This is a genomic window from Croceibacterium aestuarii (assembly GCF_030657335.1).
Classification (GTDB): Bacteria; Pseudomonadota; Alphaproteobacteria; order Sphingomonadales; family Sphingomonadaceae; genus Croceibacterium_B; species Croceibacterium_B aestuarii.
Genome location: NZ_CP131039.1, coordinates 481,184 through 499,303, shown reverse-complemented (window position 1 = coordinate 499,303; position 18,120 = coordinate 481,184). Strand labels below are relative to the sequence as shown.

19 protein-coding genes are annotated in these 18,120 nt (G+C 65.8%); 12 read left to right on the top strand and 7 right to left on the bottom strand.

Translation table 11 applies throughout. From position 1 onward, the window contains the following. Positions 1-29: 29 nt before the first annotated feature. The 5 genes from Q7I88_RS02315 to Q7I88_RS02295 all read left to right on the top strand — a co-directional run bounded on the left by Q7I88_RS02315 (position 30) and on the right by Q7I88_RS02295 (position 3,877). Positions 30-836, top strand: coding sequence for a division plane positioning ATPase MipZ (locus Q7I88_RS02315; protein ID WP_305097425.1), 807 nt, complete (start codon positions 30-32; stop codon positions 834-836). Positions 837-887: 51 nt separating this feature from the next. Next, complete coding sequence (locus tag Q7I88_RS02310) at positions 888-1,133, top strand: J domain-containing protein (RefSeq protein WP_439648399.1); 246 nt, start codon at positions 888-890, stop codon at positions 1,131-1,133. After that, positions 1,130-2,533: a phosphoglucomutase/phosphomannomutase PgmG gene (gene pgmG / locus Q7I88_RS02305; protein WP_305097423.1), complete on the top strand. Its 1,404-nt coding sequence runs from the start codon at positions 1,130-1,132 to the stop codon at positions 2,531-2,533. The genes Q7I88_RS02310 and pgmG overlap by 4 nt, the downstream gene beginning before the upstream one ends. 79 nt (positions 2,534-2,612) lie before the next feature. Then, positions 2,613-3,293: a guanitoxin biosynthesis heme-dependent pre-guanitoxin N-hydroxylase GntA gene (gntA, locus tag Q7I88_RS02300; RefSeq protein ID WP_305097422.1), complete on the top strand. Its 681-nt coding sequence runs from the start codon at positions 2,613-2,615 to the stop codon at positions 3,291-3,293. Continuing rightward, positions 3,290-3,877 carry a DUF1989 domain-containing protein gene (locus Q7I88_RS02295; RefSeq protein ID WP_305097421.1) on the top strand — a complete coding sequence of 196 codons (588 nt, stop codon included), beginning with the start codon at positions 3,290-3,292 and terminating at the stop codon, positions 3,875-3,877. Before gntA ends, Q7I88_RS02295 begins: the two co-directional genes overlap by 4 nt. A gap of 59 nt (positions 3,878-3,936) precedes the next feature. Here the strand turns inward: Q7I88_RS02295 and Q7I88_RS02290 are convergent, their stop codons facing one another. Next, positions 3,937-4,797 carry a BON domain-containing protein gene (locus Q7I88_RS02290; protein ID WP_305097420.1) on the bottom strand — a complete coding sequence of 287 codons (861 nt, stop codon included), beginning with the start codon at positions 4,795-4,797 and terminating at the stop codon, positions 3,937-3,939. Positions 4,798-5,033: 236 nt separating this feature from the next. On the opposite strand from Q7I88_RS02290, the gene Q7I88_RS02285 reads away from it, so the two are divergent. Beyond that, positions 5,034-7,502, top strand: a complete 2,469-nt coding sequence (locus tag Q7I88_RS02285; RefSeq protein WP_305097419.1) for a ligase-associated DNA damage response DEXH box helicase — start codon at positions 5,034-5,036, stop codon at positions 7,500-7,502. Positions 7,503-7,585: 83 nt separating this feature from the next. On the opposite strand, the gene Q7I88_RS02280 is transcribed toward Q7I88_RS02285, so the two are convergent. From Q7I88_RS02280 to Q7I88_RS02265, 4 genes are all read right to left on the bottom strand, one after another. After that, the gene (locus tag Q7I88_RS02280; protein ID WP_305097418.1) at positions 7,586-8,020 is read right to left on the bottom strand and encodes an ExbD/TolR family protein; all 435 of its coding nucleotides are present in this window, start codon (positions 8,018-8,020) and stop codon (positions 7,586-7,588) included. A 33-nt stretch (positions 8,021-8,053) separates the two neighbouring features. After that, a complete protein-coding gene (locus tag Q7I88_RS02275; protein WP_305097417.1) occupies positions 8,054-8,590 on the bottom strand; it encodes an ExbD/TolR family protein in 537 nt (178 codons plus the stop codon). An 82-nt stretch (positions 8,591-8,672) separates the two neighbouring features. Continuing rightward, the gene (locus tag Q7I88_RS02270) at positions 8,673-9,437 is read right to left on the bottom strand and encodes a MotA/TolQ/ExbB proton channel family protein (protein ID WP_305097416.1); all 765 of its coding nucleotides are present in this window, start codon (positions 9,435-9,437) and stop codon (positions 8,673-8,675) included. 38 nt (positions 9,438-9,475) lie between these two features. Next, positions 9,476-10,129, bottom strand: a complete 654-nt coding sequence (locus tag Q7I88_RS02265) for a TonB family protein (RefSeq protein WP_305097415.1) — start codon at positions 10,127-10,129, stop codon at positions 9,476-9,478. Positions 10,130-10,463: 334 nt separating this feature from the next. Here Q7I88_RS02265 and Q7I88_RS02260 point away from each other — a divergent pair, with 334 nt between their 5' ends. Together Q7I88_RS02260 and Q7I88_RS02255 are read left to right on the top strand one after the other, a co-directional pair. Then, the gene (locus Q7I88_RS02260) at positions 10,464-11,330 is read left to right on the top strand and encodes a hypothetical protein (RefSeq protein ID WP_305097414.1); all 867 of its coding nucleotides are present in this window, start codon (positions 10,464-10,466) and stop codon (positions 11,328-11,330) included. 85 nt (positions 11,331-11,415) lie between these two features. Continuing rightward, entirely contained in the window at positions 11,416-12,711 is a 1,296-nt protein-coding gene (locus Q7I88_RS02255; protein ID WP_305097413.1) for a homoserine dehydrogenase, read from the top strand. A 2-nt stretch (positions 12,712-12,713) separates the two neighbouring features. Here Q7I88_RS02255 and Q7I88_RS02250 read toward each other — a convergent pair whose 3' ends face one another. Next, the gene (locus Q7I88_RS02250) at positions 12,714-13,112 is read right to left on the bottom strand and encodes a hypothetical protein (RefSeq protein ID WP_305097412.1); all 399 of its coding nucleotides are present in this window, start codon (positions 13,110-13,112) and stop codon (positions 12,714-12,716) included. Positions 13,113-13,167: 55 nt separating this feature from the next. Between Q7I88_RS02250 and glpX the strand changes: the two genes are divergently transcribed. After that, complete coding sequence (gene glpX, locus Q7I88_RS02245) at positions 13,168-14,151, top strand: class II fructose-bisphosphatase (RefSeq protein WP_305097411.1); 984 nt, start codon at positions 13,168-13,170, stop codon at positions 14,149-14,151. 102 nt (positions 14,152-14,253) lie between these two features. Here glpX and Q7I88_RS02240 read toward each other — a convergent pair whose 3' ends face one another. After that, entirely contained in the window at positions 14,254-14,829 is a 576-nt protein-coding gene (locus Q7I88_RS02240) for a hypothetical protein (RefSeq protein ID WP_305097410.1), read from the bottom strand. Between the two features lie 201 nt (positions 14,830-15,030). Here Q7I88_RS02240 and Q7I88_RS02235 point away from each other — a divergent pair, with 201 nt between their 5' ends. The 3 genes from Q7I88_RS02235 (at position 15,031) to Q7I88_RS02225 (ending at position 18,081) form a co-directional block, all read left to right on the top strand. Continuing rightward, entirely contained in the window at positions 15,031-15,963 is a 933-nt protein-coding gene (locus tag Q7I88_RS02235; protein ID WP_305097409.1) for a ribose-phosphate pyrophosphokinase, read from the top strand. Then, a complete protein-coding gene (locus tag Q7I88_RS02230) occupies positions 15,963-16,367 on the top strand; it encodes a cupin domain-containing protein (protein WP_305097408.1) in 405 nt (134 codons plus the stop codon). Before Q7I88_RS02235 ends, Q7I88_RS02230 begins: the two co-directional genes overlap by 1 nt. A 97-nt stretch (positions 16,368-16,464) precedes the next feature. After that, positions 16,465-18,081: a hypothetical protein gene (locus tag Q7I88_RS02225; protein WP_305097407.1), complete on the top strand. Its 1,617-nt coding sequence runs from the start codon at positions 16,465-16,467 to the stop codon at positions 18,079-18,081. Positions 18,082-18,120: the final 39 nt, after the last annotated feature.

Below are 18,120 nucleotides of genomic sequence, written 5' to 3'. Positions count from 1 at the left end.
GCATCACGACCGAGAAAGCCCGAGCACACGTGACCAGTCATACACCGCACCGCATTGTCTTCGCCAACGAGAAGGGCGGGACGGGCAAGTCGACCACCGCGGTGCATGTGGCGATCGCGCTGGCCTATCGCGGTGCGCGGGTCGTCGCGATCGATCTTGACCATCGCCAGCGCACCTTCGCCCGCTATCTCGAAAACCGCGCCGAGACCGCAGCGCGGCGCGAGATCGACCTGCCGACAGCCGAATTCGCCGTGCTGGGCGGGGGCTCGCCCGAGGAGCTGGAAGCCAAGGTCGCCGAGCTCAGCAGCGGCGACCTCGCCGGACCGGCCGATTTCGTCATTTTCGACACGCCCGGGCGCGACGACCCGCTCGCGCGGCACGCCGCCGCCAGCGCCGACACGCTGGTCACCCCGATGAACGACAGCTTCGTCGACTTCGACCTGATCGGCCAGGTCGATGCCGAAACGTTCAAGGTCCGCCGCCTGTCGTTCTATTCCGAACTGATTTTCGAGGCGCGCAAGACCCGGGCGATGAAGGAACGCCGCTCGATGGACTGGATCGTGGTGCGCAACCGCGTCCACCATGTCGAGGCGCGCAACCAGCAGCGCGTCGACCAGGCGCTGGCCGAGCTGAGCAAGCGGGTCGGCTTCCGCGTCAGCCAGGGGCTGAGCGAGCGGGTGATTTACCGCGAGCTGTTCCCCTCGGGCCTCACGCTGCTCGACAAGGGGCACCTCGGCGAACTGGGCACCAGCCATCTGGTCGCGCGGCAGGAACTGCGCGAACTCGTCGCCAACCTGAACTTGCCGGGCTTCGTCCCGCGAGCCGAAGCGGCCTGAAGCGTGGGCCGGTTCATCGTCTTTGCCGTCCTGGCCGTGGTGGTATGGAAAATGGCGACCGGGCGCTGGCCCTGGCAGCCGAATAGCTCGACTCGTTCGCAGGCCTTGTCGCGCGCGCGCAAGTTGCTGGGCGTCCAAGCCGGCGCCCGCAGGGGCGACATAATCGCGGCGCACAAGCGCCTGATCGCCTTGGTCCATCCCGACCGCGGCGGCACCAACGCCCAGGTCCACGAGGCCAACGCCGCGCGCGACCTCTTGCTCGGCGAACTGCCGGATACTTCCACGGAGATCAGATGAGTTACAAATTCGACCCGACGGTTCTCAGGGAATACGACATCCGCGGCGTGATCGGCGAGACGCTCGGGCCCGACGATGCACGGGCGATCGGCCGCAGTTTCGCCACGCTGCTGCGCGAAGCCGGCGGCAAGACCGTGGCCGTGGGGTACGACGGCCGGGTCAGCTCGCCAATGCTCGAGCATGCGCTGATCGAGGGGCTGACCTCCAGCGGCTGCGACGTCGTGCGGGTCGGCATGGGGCCGACCCCGATGCTCTATTACGCCGAGGCGGCGCTAGAGCAGGTGGATGGCGGCATTCAGATAACCGGCAGCCACAATCCCGCCAACTATAACGGCTTCAAGATGGTGTTTCAGGGTCGGCCGTTCTTCGGGGAGGACATCCAGAAGGTCGGCCGGTTGGCTGCGGACGGCGCCTGGCTCGACGGAACCGGCGAGGTCAGCTCGCACGAGATGCTCGGCGATTATATCGAGGCGCTGCTCGCTGGTCTCGAGGGCATCGATGCCGCCACGCTTTCGGCCATGCGCGTCGGCTGGGATGCCGGCAACGGCGCCGCCGGTCCCGCGCTCGAAGCGCTCGTCGCGCGCCTGCCGGGCGAGCACTTCTGCCTCTACACCGAGGTCGATGGAAACTTTCCCAATCATCATCCCGATCCAACCGTTCCGGAAAACCTCGAGGACCTTCAGGCGCTCGTCGCCGAGAAGAACCTCGACTTCGGAGTTGCTTTCGACGGCGACGGCGACCGCATCGGCGCGATCGACGGCGAAGGCCGCATTATCTGGGGCGATCAGCTGCTGATGATCTATGCGGAAGACCTCTTAGATAGACTTCCCGGGGCGACCATCATCGCCGACGTCAAGGCGAGCCGGGCGCTGTTCGACCGGGTCGCCGAGCTCGGCGGCCAGCCGCTGATGTGGAACACCGGCCATAGTCTGATCAAATCCAAGATGAAGGAGACGCGGGCCCCGTTGGCGGGGGAAATGAGCGGTCACGTGTTCTTCGCCGACACGTACTACGGCTTCGACGACGCGCTGTACGCCGCGATCCGGCTGATCGCCGCCTCCGCGCGGCTCGGCAAGACGGTGACGCAGCTGCGCGGGGCGATGCCCGACCTCGTAAACACCCCGGAAATGCGCTTCCAGGTCGACGAGAGCCGCAAGTTCGCGGTAATCGACGAAGTAAAGGAGAGGCTCGGCGAGACCGACGCCGATGTAAACGATACCGACGGCGTGCGCGTGACGAGCGCGGACGGCTGGTGGCTGCTGCGCGCCTCGAACACCCAGGATGTGCTTGTCGCCCGGGCCGAGAGCGAGACCGAAGCGGGTCTTCAGCGCCTGATGGCGCAGATCGACGAGCAGCTCGCCGCCTCGGGACTCTCGCGTGGAGCGCAAGCCCCGCATTAGTCAGGCTTTTTCGGCTCTCGAAAGGAACCTTTCGGCAGGTTGCGGCGTAGTTTGGTCACATCCTTCAGGAATCCGAGACATGACCAGCTTGTTCGACCCGCCCGCAGTGGCGGTTCAGGAAATTCGCGATTTTATTGCCGACCCGGCCTTTCCCTGCGTGGGGGCCAAGTCGGCTTTGGCGCGCGGAACGCTCAAGCTCGTGACGTGCCACGACCTCACCAGCGCCTGGGACGACGTCCGCATTCACCGCGAACTGATCGACTGGGCGCATGGCTACAAACGCGACCCGGGCGGCTTGCGCAGCCTCGCCATCGCCTTCGAAGGGCCGCGCGATCTGGACGAGCACGAGTTCGAGACCGCGATGTGGCAGCGCATCCAATCGCTGGCCGACAAGGACGAGTGGTGCGGCCAGCCGTATGACGAGCGCGTCAGCCCCAATCCCAAGGATCCGCATTTCTCGCTGAGCTTTGGCGGGGAAGCGTTCTTCGTGGTCGGATTGCACCCCCGGGCCAGTCGGCCGGCGCGGCGCTTCCCCCATCCGATCCTGGTGTTCAACCTGCACGACCAGTTCGAGCAGTTGCGGCAGGACGGCACCTATGAGCGCATGCGCGAGCGCATTCTCGAGCGCGATGTTGACTTGGCCGGAAGCCCGAACCCGATGCTCGCGCGGCACGGCGAAGCCAGCGAGGCGCGGCAATATTCCGGCCGCCCGGTGGAAGAAGACTGGCGCTGCCCCTTCCGCGATCCCCGCGCCGCGTGAGCGAGATCGTCGAGATTGCACCGCGCAGCGGCGTGGCGTTCGAGCTGCGCCAAGGCCAGGTGCTCAAGGTCATCGACCCGCAAGGGGTGCAGGTGTCGGACTTGCTCTGTTTCGGGGCAACTGACGTGCGCGAAGCCGTCTCCAACGGGCGTACCTTCGATTACGAAGAGACGATTCGGCTCTCCACCGGCAACCGTTTATGGTCCAACCGCTCCAACCCGATGCTTGAGATCGTCGAGGACACCGTTGGCAGCCACGATTTCCTGTTGACCCCGTGTAGCGAGGCCACCTTCCGGCATTTCTACCCAGACCAGCCGGTTCACCGCGGCTGCTTCGGCAACCTCGCTGCGGCCCTCGGACCGTGGGGCGTGGAAGCGGACGCGATTCCCTGCGCGTTCAACCTGTTCATGAACGTGCCGGTCGCGCCGGACGGGACGCTGCGGGTCGATTCTCCGGTCAGCAGGCCCGGCGATTACATCCGCTTGCGAGCGGCCATGGATCTCGTCGTCGGCTTGACCGCCTGTTCGGCCTATGCGTCGAATGGCGGTAGCTTCAAGCCCATCCACTACGCGATCGAGGATTGACTGCGGGGCCGAGAGGGGGGCGCCCAAGCGCTCCCCATTCCGGCTTGCCACAACCTGGGTCACTTGCCCGAAGGGGCACGTTCGGCAGGGGCTTCGCGGCGCTCCTGTACGCGAAGGTTATTCTGAACGTGGCCGACCGCGGAGATGCAGTCGACACAGTCTTCGGCGCGCCGCTTCTGATTACGGCTCGGTACGGTGCCGTCGAGTGTGACTTCGCCGTCCTTCACGGTGACCTGAATGTTCCGGGCGTCGACCGCCCAGTCATCGGTCAGGTTGTCGCAGGCGTCTTCGAGAATCCGCTCGTCGGAGCGGGTATAGTTCTGCGGACCGCGTCCGCGATGGTCCATCTCGCGCCTGCGCGCGGCGCTGTCGTCGCCGAACCAGCTCGCAACCTCGTCGCTGGCGCGGTCGAACCAGCCGCGATGGCCGTCGAAGCCGCTGTAGTCGTCGAGACGGCCGTCGCGGTCGAGCTGCTCGCCGCCGCCATAGCCGTAAGTCGGGCGAACACCCATCCGCGCGTCATAGCTGCCGTAACCGCGGCGCCGCGTGGGAGCGCTGAAATCGCGGCCGCCCTGGTCCTCGGTCGTGAAGCTGGCGAAGCCCCGCCCCGCGGGCTGGTATCGGCCAGGACGATAGGCGGTCTGGCCGCGTGGTTCTTCACGCCGCGAGTATCCCGCTTCGCCGGCGCCATAACGTTCATTGCGGTTCCATCCGGTTTCGTATCGCGGCTCGGCCTGATAATTCTCGCGCGGGTAGCCGGCTTCGCCCATCTGGCCGTAGCTCTGATGGTATCCATCGGGGGCATCGTCAGCGGCGGACGAGAACTGGTCCTGCTGGCGATACCCGCGCGGGTCGTCGTAGTCGGGCGCGCGGTCGGAGCGCTCGCGATAGGGTCGATTGGATTGGTAGCGGTCGGCCATGGCCGGTCTCCTCTGGAGTGCTGCCTCAATGCAAACGGCGGCGGGAGGGAGACAGAACCTCCGGCGGCCGATCCCCGGGGAGGGGGAGTGTACAACAGCGCAACGAGCGAACGGGCCGCCGTGTTTCCCGCTCCGGCGCGGGGGCAATGCGATTCGGCGAATTCGCCGGGCCGACAGCGGCAGCGAATTTCGCTTTCGTGACTGTCCGCGTTACGCGCTAGGGATGGACTTGAGCCATGCCTGAGCCTTCCATCCCCGCCGAAATTGCCGCGTGGTTCGCTGGACGCGGCTGGCGTGTGCGCCGGCATCAGGCGGAAATGCTCGCGGCGAGCGATGCGGGCAAGCATGCCCTGCTCGTGGCCGACACCGGTGCCGGCAAGACGCTGGCCGGGTTTCTTCCGACGCTGGCGGACTTCTGTCCGTCGCGGGGGCCACCTGCGGACGACGGATTGCACACGCTCTACGTCTCGCCGCTCAAGGCGCTGGCGCACGACGTGCAGCGCAACCTCGTCGCCCCGGTCGAGGACATGGGCTTGCCCATCCGCATCGAAACACGCAGCGGCGATACCCCGTCGGACCGCAAGAAGCGCCAGCGCAGCCGCCCGCCGCACATCCTTCTGACCACGCCGGAAAGCCTCTCGCTGCTGCTAAGCTACCCGGACAGCTATGCGCTGTTTCGTGGGCTCAAGCGGGTCGTGATCGACGAAATCCATGCCTTCGCCACCGGCAAGCGCGGCGACCTGCTGGCGCTTGCGCTCAGCCGGCTGCAGGCGATCGCCCCCGACCTCCAACGCGCCGCGCTTTCCGCCACCGTGGCCGACGTCGAGGGGTTTCGCGCCTGGCTGGCGCCGTGGGGCGAGATCGACGCGGTCGAGCTGGTTGAAGGCGAGAAGGGGGCCGCGCCCGAGGTCGAGATTTTGTTGCCTGAAGAGGCCAGCGTGCCGTGGGGCGGCCACGCGGCGATCTGGGCGATCCCGCAGCTCTACCGGCTCGTCAAGCAGGGGCGGACGACCTTGATCTTCGCCAATACCCGCTTCCTCGCCGAATTGATCTTCGAGCAGCTGTGGGATGCCAACGAAGACACGCTGCCGATCGGCATCCACCACGGCTCGCTGTCGAAAGAAGCGCGCCGCAAGGTCGAGGGCGCGATGGCGCGCGGGGAATTGCGCGCCCTGGTCGCCACCGCCAGCCTCGACCTCGGCGTCGACTGGGGCGATATCGACTGCGTGGTGCAGATGGGTGCGCCGAAAGGGTCGAGTCGCCTGCTCCAGCGCATCGGGCGCGCCAATCACCGCCTCGATCAGCCGAGCCGAGCGGTGCTGGTGCCGGGCAACAGGTTCGAGTTCCTCGAGGCCACTGCCGCCAAAGATGCGGTGGATCAGGGCCAGCGCGACGGAGAGGACTTTCGCCCCGGTGGGCTCGACGTCCTCGCCCAGCACGTCATGACCTGCGCTTGCGCTGCGCCGTTCGAAGAAGCCGCGCTGCTCGCGGAGGTGCGGTCGAGCCTCGCCTTTGCCTGGCTCGACGCACCGACCTGGCAACGTGTGCTGCACTTCGTCGCCACCGGGGGCTATGCGCTCGAGGCCTACGACAAGTTTCGCCGCATCGTGCGCGACGAGGCCGGACTGTGGCGCCTGACGCATCCGCAGCATGCCCAGCGTCACCGGATGAACGCCGGCATCATCGTCGATTCCGAAATGATCGAGATTCGATTCCGCAACGGCCGCTCGCTCGGCAAGGTGGAAGAGGCCTTTGCGGCTTCGCTCGGCCCCGGAGACACGATCCGCTTTGCCGGGATGGACCTTGAGGTCGAGGCGCTCAAAGATCTCGAGCTGGTGGTCCGCGCCGCGAAGCGCGCCGGACAGATCCCGAGCTACATGGGCCTGAGATTGCCGCTCACCACCCACCTTGCCGATCGGGTGCGGGCGATGTTGGTCGACCGCGCCGGATGGGGCCGTTTTCCCGACGATGTCCGCGAATGGCTCGAGGTGCAGGACTGGCGCAGCGCCATGCCAGGGCCGGATTCGCTGCTGGTCGAGAGCTTTCCGCACGCGCAGCGCGAGTACACCGTCTATTATACCTTCACCGGGTGGAACGCGAACCAGTCGCTTGGCATGCTGATCACCAAGCGCATGGAAGAGCGCGGGCTGATGCCGGGCGGCTTCGTCGCCAACGACTATTCGCTCGCAGTCTGGGGCCTCAAGGCGGTGGAAGACCCGGCGGCGCTGCTTTCGCCGGACATCCTGGCGCACGAATTCGTCGACTGGGTGCAGAATTCGCACCTACTGCGTCGCGCTTTTCGCGAAGTGGCGGTCATTTCCGGGCTGGTGGAGCGGCAACACCCGGGCAAGCGCAAGAGCGGCAAGCAGGTAACCTTCTCGACCGACCTCATCTACGACGTGCTGCGCAAGTACGAGCCCGGTCATGTGCTGCTCGAGGCCGCGTGGGCCGATGCCCGTGAGCGGATGACCGACATCGGCAGGCTCGGCGATCTGCTCGACAGCGCCGCGGCGCGGCTCGTCCACGTGCGGCTCGAGCGCGTCAGTCCGTTGGCGGTGCCGGTGATGGTGATGATCGGCCGCGAAAGCCTGCCACAAGGTGCGGTCGACGAAGAGCTGCTGTTCGAAGCGGAGGCGCTGGCGGGGGCGGCCATGCGGGTGGAGGCGCCCGTCGACGATCTCTGGCCGGACGAAAGCGAAGACTGAGTCGGATGGGCTCAGCGCCGGACGTTCACAAAAAAAGGGGCGGATCCCTCCGCCCCTTTTCGCTTGTTGGTCTGTGGCCTGGACTAATCCTTGCCGAAAGCGCGGTACTTCTCGTTGCCGACGAAGCCGAACTTGGTCACGCCCGAGCCTTTGATGATGTTCAGCACCTGGGCCGAAAGATCGTAGCTCGCCTCTGCTTCCGGCTCGAACTGCAGCTCCGGTTCGGTCGGCAGTTGCAGCGATGTCTGCAGATTGGCGGCGAGGCCGCCCGGCGAGATGGGTTCGCCGTTCCACAGGATCTCGTTGGTGGGCGTCAACACCAGCTTGTTCACCACGGGGTCGACCGGCGGCGGGGTTTCGTTGGGGCTCGGCGACGGGAGGTCGATATTGACCGCGTTCGTCACCGGAGGAAGCGTGAAGATCAGCATGATGAGGAGCACGAGCATGACGTCGATCAGCGGCGTCGTGTTCATTTCCATCATCGGTTGGCCGTCGTCGCTACCGCCAGACATTGCCATTGCGTGTTACTCCTGAATTGCTCTCGGTCCGGCTCAGCTCAGCGGCCGCGGATTGGAGATGAATCCAACCGTCGGATAGCCAGCAGCCTGGACGTTGAAGATCGTGCCGGCCACGCAGCGCCACGGCGTGTTGACGTCGGCGCGGATGATGACCTGCGGGATCTTCTCCGGGTCCTGCATGATCGCCTCAACGCCGCCTTCGCGCTGGACGATGCCGTCGAGCCGCTCGAACGCCTTGTCGTAGAGTTCCGTCGAATCCACCGGGGTCACGTTGTTGAAGAACACCCGGCACTTGCCGCTGCGCGTTGCGCCGGAATAGTCCGACTGGGAAAGCGTCGGCGTGCGGCCCTGCGCGTCCGTCGTTGTGACGGTGATAAGCAGGTTCTCGGCCTTGTCCTTCGTTTCAGCGGCCTGGAAGACCGGGATCTTCAGCTTCTCGACCGTCTGCAAGGCCACCGGGACGGTGATCAGGAAGATGATCAGAAGCACGAGCATCACGTCCACCAGCGGCGTGGTGTTGATGTCGGACATCGGCCGTTCTTCGCCGCCTCCGCCAACTGCTATCGCCATGTTCTCGTCCTATCTCAAAACTACTTTTAGCGTTTTCCGGGGCGGACAGCCGGTGCTCCGGTGCCCGCCTCGGGAATGCGCATCAGGCCTTCGCTGCCGGGGCGGTCGTCTTGGCCGCCTGCTGCGTCGAAGTCTTCGTGATGACCGCCGGCTTCACCGCGCCGCGCGAGGTGAGGTTCGCCAGAATATCGGTCGAGAAGCCAGCCAGCATCTCGGAAATCTTCTTGTTGCGCGCCTGCAGCCAGTTGTAGGCGAGCACGGCGGGAACCGCGACGAGCAGGCCGATGGCGGTCATGATCAGCGCTTCGCCGACCGGGCCGGCGACCTTGTCGATCGAGCCCGAACCGGAGATCGCGATCCCGATCATGGCGCGGTAGATACCGATAACCGTACCGAGCAGGCCGACGAACGGCGCAGTCGCGCCGACGGTGGCGAGGAACGGCAGGCCGCTTGCCAGACGCGAATTGATCGACGCTTCCGAACGCGCGAGCGAACCGTGCATCCAATCGTGCGCCTCGAGCGAGTCGGTCATCTTGGTGTGCTGGGCTTCGGCGGCCAGCGCATCATCGACGACCTGGCGCCAGGCGCTGTTCTTTTCGAGCTTGCTGGCGCCTTCGCTCAGAGTGTTGGCCCGCCAGAAGTTGGCGCGAACGGCCTTGTACTGGCGCATGATCTTGCCCTGCTCGAGCAGCTTGGTGATCATGATGTAGAACGAACCGACCGACATGATGACGAGCACGGCGAGGATCGAGTAAGCGATGGCGCCGCCCTGTTCCAGGGCTTCGGTGAAGCCGAACTTGGATGCCGGCGCTTCTGTCGAAGCTGCAGCAAGGAGATCAATAAGCATTGGAGATGTCCTCTCTTAGAGAAATTCGGAAAACTGAACTAGTTGAGCTTGTAGGTGATGCGGGTGTTGTACCGCCCTGAGACGGGGTTGCCCGCGTCGTCGAGCGCCGGATCGAAGCGCGCGTAACGCTCCATGCCGCTGCACGCTGCCTCGTCGAGAACGCTTGAGCCGCTCGAGGCCGTGACATTGCACGAACTCACCCGGCCATTACTTCCGACAACGACCGCCACACCCACGGTTCCCTCAGTTCCTTCGCGCTGGGCACGCGAGGGATAGTTTTCCTGAATTCGGCGCGCCCAGCCGGACATGCCCTTCGGGCTGGCACCGCGCGCCTGCGAGGGCGGCGGCGGCGGCGGCGGGGGCGCCGGCGGCGGAACCACGCGTGCGACCGGCGCGGGCGGCGGGATCACCGTTTGCACCTGGATCGGCGGCGGTGCCACGGCGACGTTGATCGGCGGCGGCGGCGCAACCGGTGGCGGCGGCGTGTTCTGCTCGGGCGGCGGCGGCGGTGGCTCTTCCTCCGGCGGCGGCGGCTCTTCCACATCCACCGTCGTCACGCGCTCGACCAGCTTCTTCGCGGCCGAGTAAGCGAGGCCGGTCACAAGAGCATAACCGACAGCGAGGTGGATAAGGGCAACTATGACAATCGCAATCATGCGACTGCTGCTCATTTGTTGGTCAGCGTAAGCCATCCAGTCCCTTCACTCCGTCTTCATTCACCGGGGCGAATGCCCGGCAAGCTCGCCGTATCCTGCCGGACCTAACATCCTCACAGGCACGTCGAGCCTATGTCAAACTAAGCAGCCGTCGTGCGATCCGCCGTTACGGATCACTGTCGAAATCGGCCCGGGCACCACGGGTGGTTTGCTGTTCTAGCGGTCCCCATCGCGCCGATGCTTAGCGACGAAGAAACGCGTGGGCAATCGGTTTATCGGTTAAGCGCGGATTCACCCTCGGGCCCTCCCATGGGAGACTTCGGGAGCCAAGCCGCCGCCGTTACGTTGTTTATTCATGGAGACCTTTAGGATGCTAAGTGATTCGCGCCGCCGCACGACGGGGCTGATCGTCGGCCCGCTTGCACTGCTTGCCGCCTGCGCCGGCGGAAGCTTCCCCACTACCGCGGCCGGGCAGGAGCCGGCGGGCGTTGTGCAACCTACCTATGCCGATCTCGCCGGACTGGTTGAGGACTCTGCCATCGTCGCCCGGGTGCAAGTAACGGACCAGGCGGCGGTCGAGCCCGAGCGCTCTCCGGGTCTCGCGACGGGTAGGGTCCGGCTCTATCTCGAAGCCACGACCGAGGCCTTGCTCAAGGCTCCCAGTCCTCTTGGCGAATCGCTGAAGTACCTGGTCGACGTGCCACTGACCCCCCAGGGCAAGCCGCCCAAGCTCAAGAAGCAGTCATACCTGGTCTTTGCGCAACCTGTGCCCGGCCATCCGGGCCAGCTGCAACTCGTCAAACCGGATGCGCAACTGCCCGCGGACGCGTCCACTGACGCCCGGCTCCGCGCAATCATCGCCGAGCTCGCTGCGCCGGACGCGCCGCCGCCCATCACGGGCGTGCGCGATGCGATGTCCGTGGCCGGCAACCTCGCTGGCGAGTCGGAAACGCAGCTATTCCTCAATACCGCGGATGGCACGCCGGTGTCGCTCACCGTCGTGCGGCGACCCGGCATGGCTCCGACCTGGGGCGTGTCGTGGACCGAGATCGTCGACCAGGCCGCGCGACCGCCCGAACAGGGGACCGCCGCCTGGTACCGGCTGGCCTGCTTCCTGCCGCGTGAACTGCCGGACAAGGCCTTCCTGCAGCGCGACAGCGCCCCGCGTTACCAGGCCAAGGCCGATTACGCGCTGGTCCTCGACCAGCTCGGCCCCTGCACCCGCACGTTAAGCTGAGATTGTCGCGGCAGAGATAACGGTGCCCTAGCCAACGGCGCGGCTTGGCCTTAACGCGCCGGCGAATTTTCCAAAGGGGATCGCCATGGCCGCACCGCTTCGCATCGCTCTTGCCGGGCTCGGCACCGTTGGCGCCGGTCTCGTCCGGCTATTCGAAACCAACGGCGCGCTGATTGCCCGCCGCGCCGGAAGGCCGATCGAGATCGTCGCGGTCTCGGCGCGCGACCGCGCCAGGGATCGCGGGGTCGATATCTCGTCTTTCGCGTGGGAAGACGACATGACCGCGCTCGCTGGCCGGAGCGACGTCGACGTCGTGGTCGAGCTCGTCGGCGGGTCGGACGGACCGGCGCTGGCCACGGCGCGCCGCGCGCTGAAGGGTGGCAAGGCTCTGGTCACCGCCAACAAGGCCATGATCGCCCACCATGGCCTCGAACTCGCCGAACTGGCCGAGGCGGGCGGAGCGGTGCTGCGCTTCGAAGCGGCCGTCGCCGGCGGCATCCCGGTGATCAAGGGGCTGCGCGAAGGGGCCGCAGGCAATCGGATCGAACGCATCTACGGGATCCTCAACGGCACCTGCAATTACATCCTCTCGACGATGGAGCAGACCGGGCGCGACTTCGGCGAGGTGCTCAGCGAAGCGCAGCGGCTGGGCTATGCCGAGGCCGACCCGACGTTCGACGTCGACGGGGTCGACGCGGCGCACAAGCTGGCAATTCTCGCCGCGCTGGCGTTCGGCGCGAAGATCGACTTCGAAGCGGTCGACGTGGGCGGCATAGGCAGCGTGCGCGCCGCCGATATCGCCCAGGCCGCAGCGCTCGGTTACCGCATACGCCTGATCGGCATGGCCGAGGTCGACGGTGAGGGGAACCTGTTCCAGAGGGTCCAGCCCTGCCTGGTGCCGACCGGCAACCCGCTCGCTGCTGTCGACGGGCCGACCAATGCCGTGGTGGCGGTCGGCAATTTCTCCGGCCCGCTGCTGTTTCAGGGCGCGGGTGCCGGCGACGGCCCGACGGCGAGCGCGGTGGCGGCAGACCTCATCGACATTGCCCGCGGCGACAGCGGACCGCCCTTCTCGGTGCCGGCAGGGGAACTCGAAACGCTGGCGCGCGCCGACGCCGGGCATCGCACCGGCCGCACCTATTTACGCTTCGTGGTCGCCGACCGGCCCGGCGTGCTGGCCGAGATCGCCGCGGCGATGCGCGACGGCGGCGTGTCGATCGAAAGCCTGATCCAACAGGGCCGGCCAGAAGAAGGCGGCGAGGTGCTGGTGGCGATGGTCACCCACGAAGGCCGCGAGGCCAATGTCGCCAAGGCGCTGGCACTGCTCGAAGGCTCGGCCAGCCTGGCCGAAGCGCCACTGGTCATGCGCCTGCTCGGCTGAGCTCAGCGCTCGGCCTTCAGGCCGCGCGCGATCAGGTCGGCGTCCGACCCCGGGGGCGCCTCGGGGATCGCGTCGAGGTCGATGATCAGCGGGTCGCGCGGTTTCTCGCCGATCGCCATACAGGTCGAAGGCTTACTGCAATCCGGCAAGCCCGAGACGTCGGGAGCGCGCGGAATCTCGTCCTTGACCACGCCCAGGTCGGCATCCGAGGGTACGCTATACTTATCCGGATCGACCGCTTCGCGGCACACCACGATCTCGTTGCCCGTCGGTTCCGGACAGGCCTCGCGCTCGGGCTTTTCGACCGAAAAGGTCTCGCGTGCCCGCTCGATCAAGCTCTCGGCGGAAGGCGGCAAGGTGAAGGTCGTGAGCGCAGCCGCCAGCCATAGCATGCTCGACATCCAATTGCCTCTTGCCTAAGCGCGGGGACCAGCTTTTCGAGGGACAGAACTAGCCATGAAAAACGCCGCCGTCTCCCCCAGTCACGTGCTCGACCGGGTGCTGGTGCTGGAAATGGTCCGGGTAACCGAGGCGGCCGCCGTCGCCGCGAGCCGGTTGGTCGGGCGGGGCGACGAAAAGGCGGCCGACGCCGCTGCGGTCGAGGCCATGCGTAAGGCGTTCGACGAGCTCGACATCGACGGCACCGTCGTGATCGGCGAAGGTGAGCGCGACGAGGCGCCGATGCTGTTCATCGGCGAGAAGGTCGGCGGCGCGCCGGACACCGGCCCGAAGATCGACATCGCCCTGGACCCGCTCGAAGGCACCACGATCACCGCCAAGGCGGGACCCAACGCGCTTGCCGTGCTGGCGGCGGCGGAGAAGGGCTGCCTGCTCAACGCGCCCGACGTCTACATGGACAAGCTCGCCGTCGGGCCCGGATATCCCGAAGGCGTCATCGACCTTGCCAAGTCGCCGACCGAAAACGTCACGGCTGTCGCTGCTGCAAAGGGAGTCGCGCCCAACGAGGTCATCGTCTGCGTGCTCGACCGTCCGCGCCATGCCGAACTGATTGCCGAACTTCGCGATATCGGCTGCGGCATCGTGCTGATCGGCGACGGCGACGTCGCCGGAGTGATCGCCACGACCGATCCCGACACCACGGTCGACATGTACATGGGCAGCGGCGGCGCGCCGGAAGGCGTTCTGGCGGCGGCCGCGCTGCGCTGTGTGGGCGGCCAGTTCAACGGCAGGCTCTTGTTCCGCAACGACGACGAACGGGCCCGCGCCCGCAAGTGGGGAATCGACGACCTCGACCGCATCTACCAGCTCGAGGACCTTGCCAAGGGCGACTGCATCTTCGCTGCCACCGGGGTCACCGACGGTTCGCTGCTCGAAGGCGTCAAACACCTCCGCGGCGGGCTGATGACCACCGAAAGCGTGGTCATGCGCGCGAGCAGCGGCACCGTGCGCTGGATCAAGGGCGAGCACCGAAAGCACTAGGGCGCCGAAGCAAGCCTGCGTCCTGGCAGGCGAACCCTCTCGTCGGGCGTTATGCACGGATCAGGGCGAGCGACGTTTTCCGCTTACCCGACGGCCCGCCCCTCACGCGCGGGTCAGGCGCGCCTTGCAGCTGGCGCTGTCGACCGAGCCGAAGGCCCGGCCGAGTTGCCGGTGACCGGCATCGTCCTCGCTGGTGTAGGTCATGGCGAAGGCATTGCGCCCGTTCTCTTGGGGCCAGAACTGGGTCTCTATGTGGACGTAGGAGCCGGGATTGGGCAGCCCGGCCCTCACCAGCCGTACGGCATCTTCGTTGCTGCCGTCGAACCGCGAACGGCAGTTCATGCCGCTGTCGCGAAGATTGCGGATTTCGAGGTCGGCCAGCAGAATGCGTGTACCTCGGACCTGACCGGACTCGAGCAAAGCGGCGGCATCTTTCTGTGCCGCGGAACTCTGGATCGGCGCCAGCGAAAGCACGACGGAGCAGAAGATGCCCAGCGGGCGCCAGACCGGAGTTGTGGACGGCGGGGGTGCGGGCAGCGTCCGCCAAGCGGAGCCGGTCGAATAGGTCATCGGGCGGCGGCAGTCGCGGCACCCCGAAATCCAGCTTCCCTTGCGCGGACTGGCCTTGGCCTTGTCCGGTCGATGAAAGCCGACGCTACACCTGGCCCTGGCCAGCATTACCCGCGCTCCATTACTCGTGACCCGCGATCGGCCATAGCGAAACGCGGTAAACGCTCCGTAAACCAAACCCGGCGACTATCGCACAGACGCGATGGTCCGAGGGGAGCGGGGGAATAGCCCTTGGCGTCGGTTGCAATAAAGTGACGCTCGGCTAAGCGGGCGGCAGGCGATTCTGCGGGCTAAAGGAGCGCGCCCCCGATGAAACTCATGGCCGGCAATTCCAACCTCCCGCTCGCCCGGGCGATCGCCGGTTACCTCGAGATTCCATTAACCGACGCCAGCGTGCGGCGCTTCGCCGACGAGGAAATCTTCATCGAGATCCACGAGAACGTGCGCGGCGAAGACATGTTCATCCTCCAGTCGACGAGCTATCCGGCGAACGACAACCTGATGGAACTGCTGATCGCGATCGACGCGTGCAAGCGCTCCTCGGCCAAGCGCATTACCGCGGTCGTGCCGTACTTCGGCTATGCCCGGCAAGACCGTAAGCCGGGCCCGCGCACACCGATCAGCGCGAAGCTCGTCGCCAACCTGATTACCGAGGCCGGCGCGGACCGCGTGCTGTCGGTCGACCTGCATGCCGGCCAGATTCAGGGGTTTTTCGACATCCCGACCGACAACCTGTTCGCCGCGCCGACGATGGCGGCCGACATCCAGGCGCGGTACGAGGGCGATCTCACGGTGGTTTCGCCCGACGTGGGCGGCGTGGTCCGCGCCCGGGCGCTGGCCAAGAGGCTCGACAATGCCCCGCTGGCGATCGTCGACAAGCGCCGCGAGCGGCCCGGCGAGAGCGAGGTGATGAACATCATCGGCTCTGTGCGCGATCGCAACTGCATCCTGATCGACGACATCGTCGATTCGGGCGGGACGCTATGCAACGCCGCGCAGGCGCTGCTCGACCAGGGCGCGAAGAGCGTGGCGGCCTATATCACCCACGGCGTGCTTTCGGGCGGGGCGGTCGCGCGGGTCGATACCTCGGCGCTGACCGAACTGGTGATCACCGATTCGATCCTGCCGACCGACGCGGCCAGGGATTCCAAGCGTATCCGGATCCTGCCGATCGCCCCGCTGATCGGCGAAGCGGTGCGCCGCATTGCCGACGAGAGCTCGGTATCGAGCCTGTTCGACTGATGCGCCGCGCGCTTGCCGCGGTCGGGCTGGTAGCCACGGCGGGCTGCGCTTCGAGTCCCGCACCCATCCCCGTCTACGCGCCGCCGCTCGGCATCAATCAGGTGCTCGAAGGGCCGATCGAATCCGCCCCCGGCCATTCGCTGATCGTCGGCGATCTCAACATGCCGGCAGGCGCGGCAATTCCGCGGCACTACCATTATGGCGAGGAGTTCCTTTACGTTCTGGGCGGTTCCGCGACTGTTTCCCGCGCCGGAATGGCCGATGTGGTTCTCGAGCCCGGCAAAGGCCTGCGCATTGCTCCGGGCGTGGTCCACTGGGGCAAGGCCGGCCCGCAGGGCGTGCGCGCCGTGTCGAGCTGGGTGAAGGACGATACAAAGCCGCTGCGCGAGGCGGTGGGGGACTGAGCCCAAAACAATCCGAACTAAAACTCGTGCTCGATCATGCTTGTCATTCCCGCTATTCCGATCATACTTACCGCTGATCGAACAGGGGGCAACGATCATGGGTCGCATCTTCACCTCCGCAAGTATGCTGGCGCTCGTGTTTTCTACGCCAGCAATGGCGCAGCAAACTAATCCCGACAAAATAAAGATTGCGGAGCTGGAGAAACGGCTTGCGGCCGAAGAGGCTGTTCTGCGGGAGTTGCGCGCGGAGATCGACAAGTTGCGAGGTGCACCGCCCCCGTTGACGCCGGAGCAAGTTCGCGCCGCACTGCCCGACGGGTGCGCACTAGCCTCAGACGAGGCGCGACGGGCGGTCATCGCCAACCCCGCGGTGTTCGAGGGCAAATGCTTTACCGGAGTGCCCAAGGGTCCGCCGGACACCCTCGCAACCGGGGATGCCTCGGCACAAACCGTGGCGGATGCCTCTCTCCTTGCGCCTGCCGCCGATGTCGAAGCGTCAGCGTTGTACGATCAAGCCGCCACATCGCTGCCGGGCCGGGCGCTGTCGCCCGCTGGGTTCGTGCCGCAAGTCGCCTTCGGCAAGGACTCCGAGGCTTCGCTCAAGCTTTCCGTTCCTCTCAATTTGCGCAATTGCTACTACCATAGCGCTAAGAGAGAGCAGAGCGACCTCGGCTGCAACGCGGCGAATTACGACGGGCATTCTCCGCGCACATTCACGCCCTTCGTTGCGATCGCGACTGCGCTGGATTCCAAGCTTGGGAAGGTCTTCTCGACCCAGGACGGCGTCGGGGATCTCGACATCACGAGCAAGACCAGCATTCAGGTGGGCTTCGATTTCGTGCAGTACGGGAAAGTCGACGCGTCGGATGCACGCGATGTGCTCGACGCCTTTCTGGACAAACAGCTCGCTGATGCCTGCCGCGAGGACAAGCACAGGGTCTGTATCGGTGACGAGGCGCTTCTGTGGGCATTGGCCGCAGACAAAGACGGAAATCCCAAGCATCGAGATCTTCTGAACAAGCTGTCGGGCCTGCTGTGGCTCCCGCTGGAGGAGAAGCCCAAGCCGCTCTTCGGCTTCGGCGGATCGGCCAAGATCGGCACGCAGACGTATAAGTTCTATCCCGCCGCGGGTTCGGTTGGGCCCGATAAGGACTACGCCCACCGGCAAGCCTTCACTCTCGATCGGGCCATGGCGTTGGGGACGAAGGATGAGGTCGAACACCAGAATCTAAAGATCGAAGCGCACGCCTTCGGCATTGTCGGTGAGACGAAAGGCAGCAAATTGCTGCGTGGCTACAGCCCGGGCGCGATGCTGCTGGCGCAGGTGAGCTATCTGCGCGACTGGTCGATTCCCGACGATGCGAAGGACGTTCAGATTTGCGAGACCGTGCCGGCCAACCAGCTACTCAAGTGCGGCACCTACAATTTTCTTGCTCCGCGCAAGTTTACCACCTGGACGCTGGCCGGCGAAATCCGTGCGGAATTCCTCAACTTGCGCGGGATTGGAGCGCTGGGTGTTGCGCCACGTTTCGAATACGCCTTCGACGGCGACCGCAAAATCTTCGATTTGCCGTTCTATATCGGTGGGAGCAGCGGATCTGGCGGCATCAAGCTCACCCGTTCTTTCGATGGAAGGGACGTGCTCGGCCAGCCGACAGAGGATTCGACGACCATCTCGATCTTCTTTTCACCGCTGACCTTCAGCTGGCCCTGAAGTTTCTTGCATGGCCTTCGCGCCACAGGTTAGTCGCGG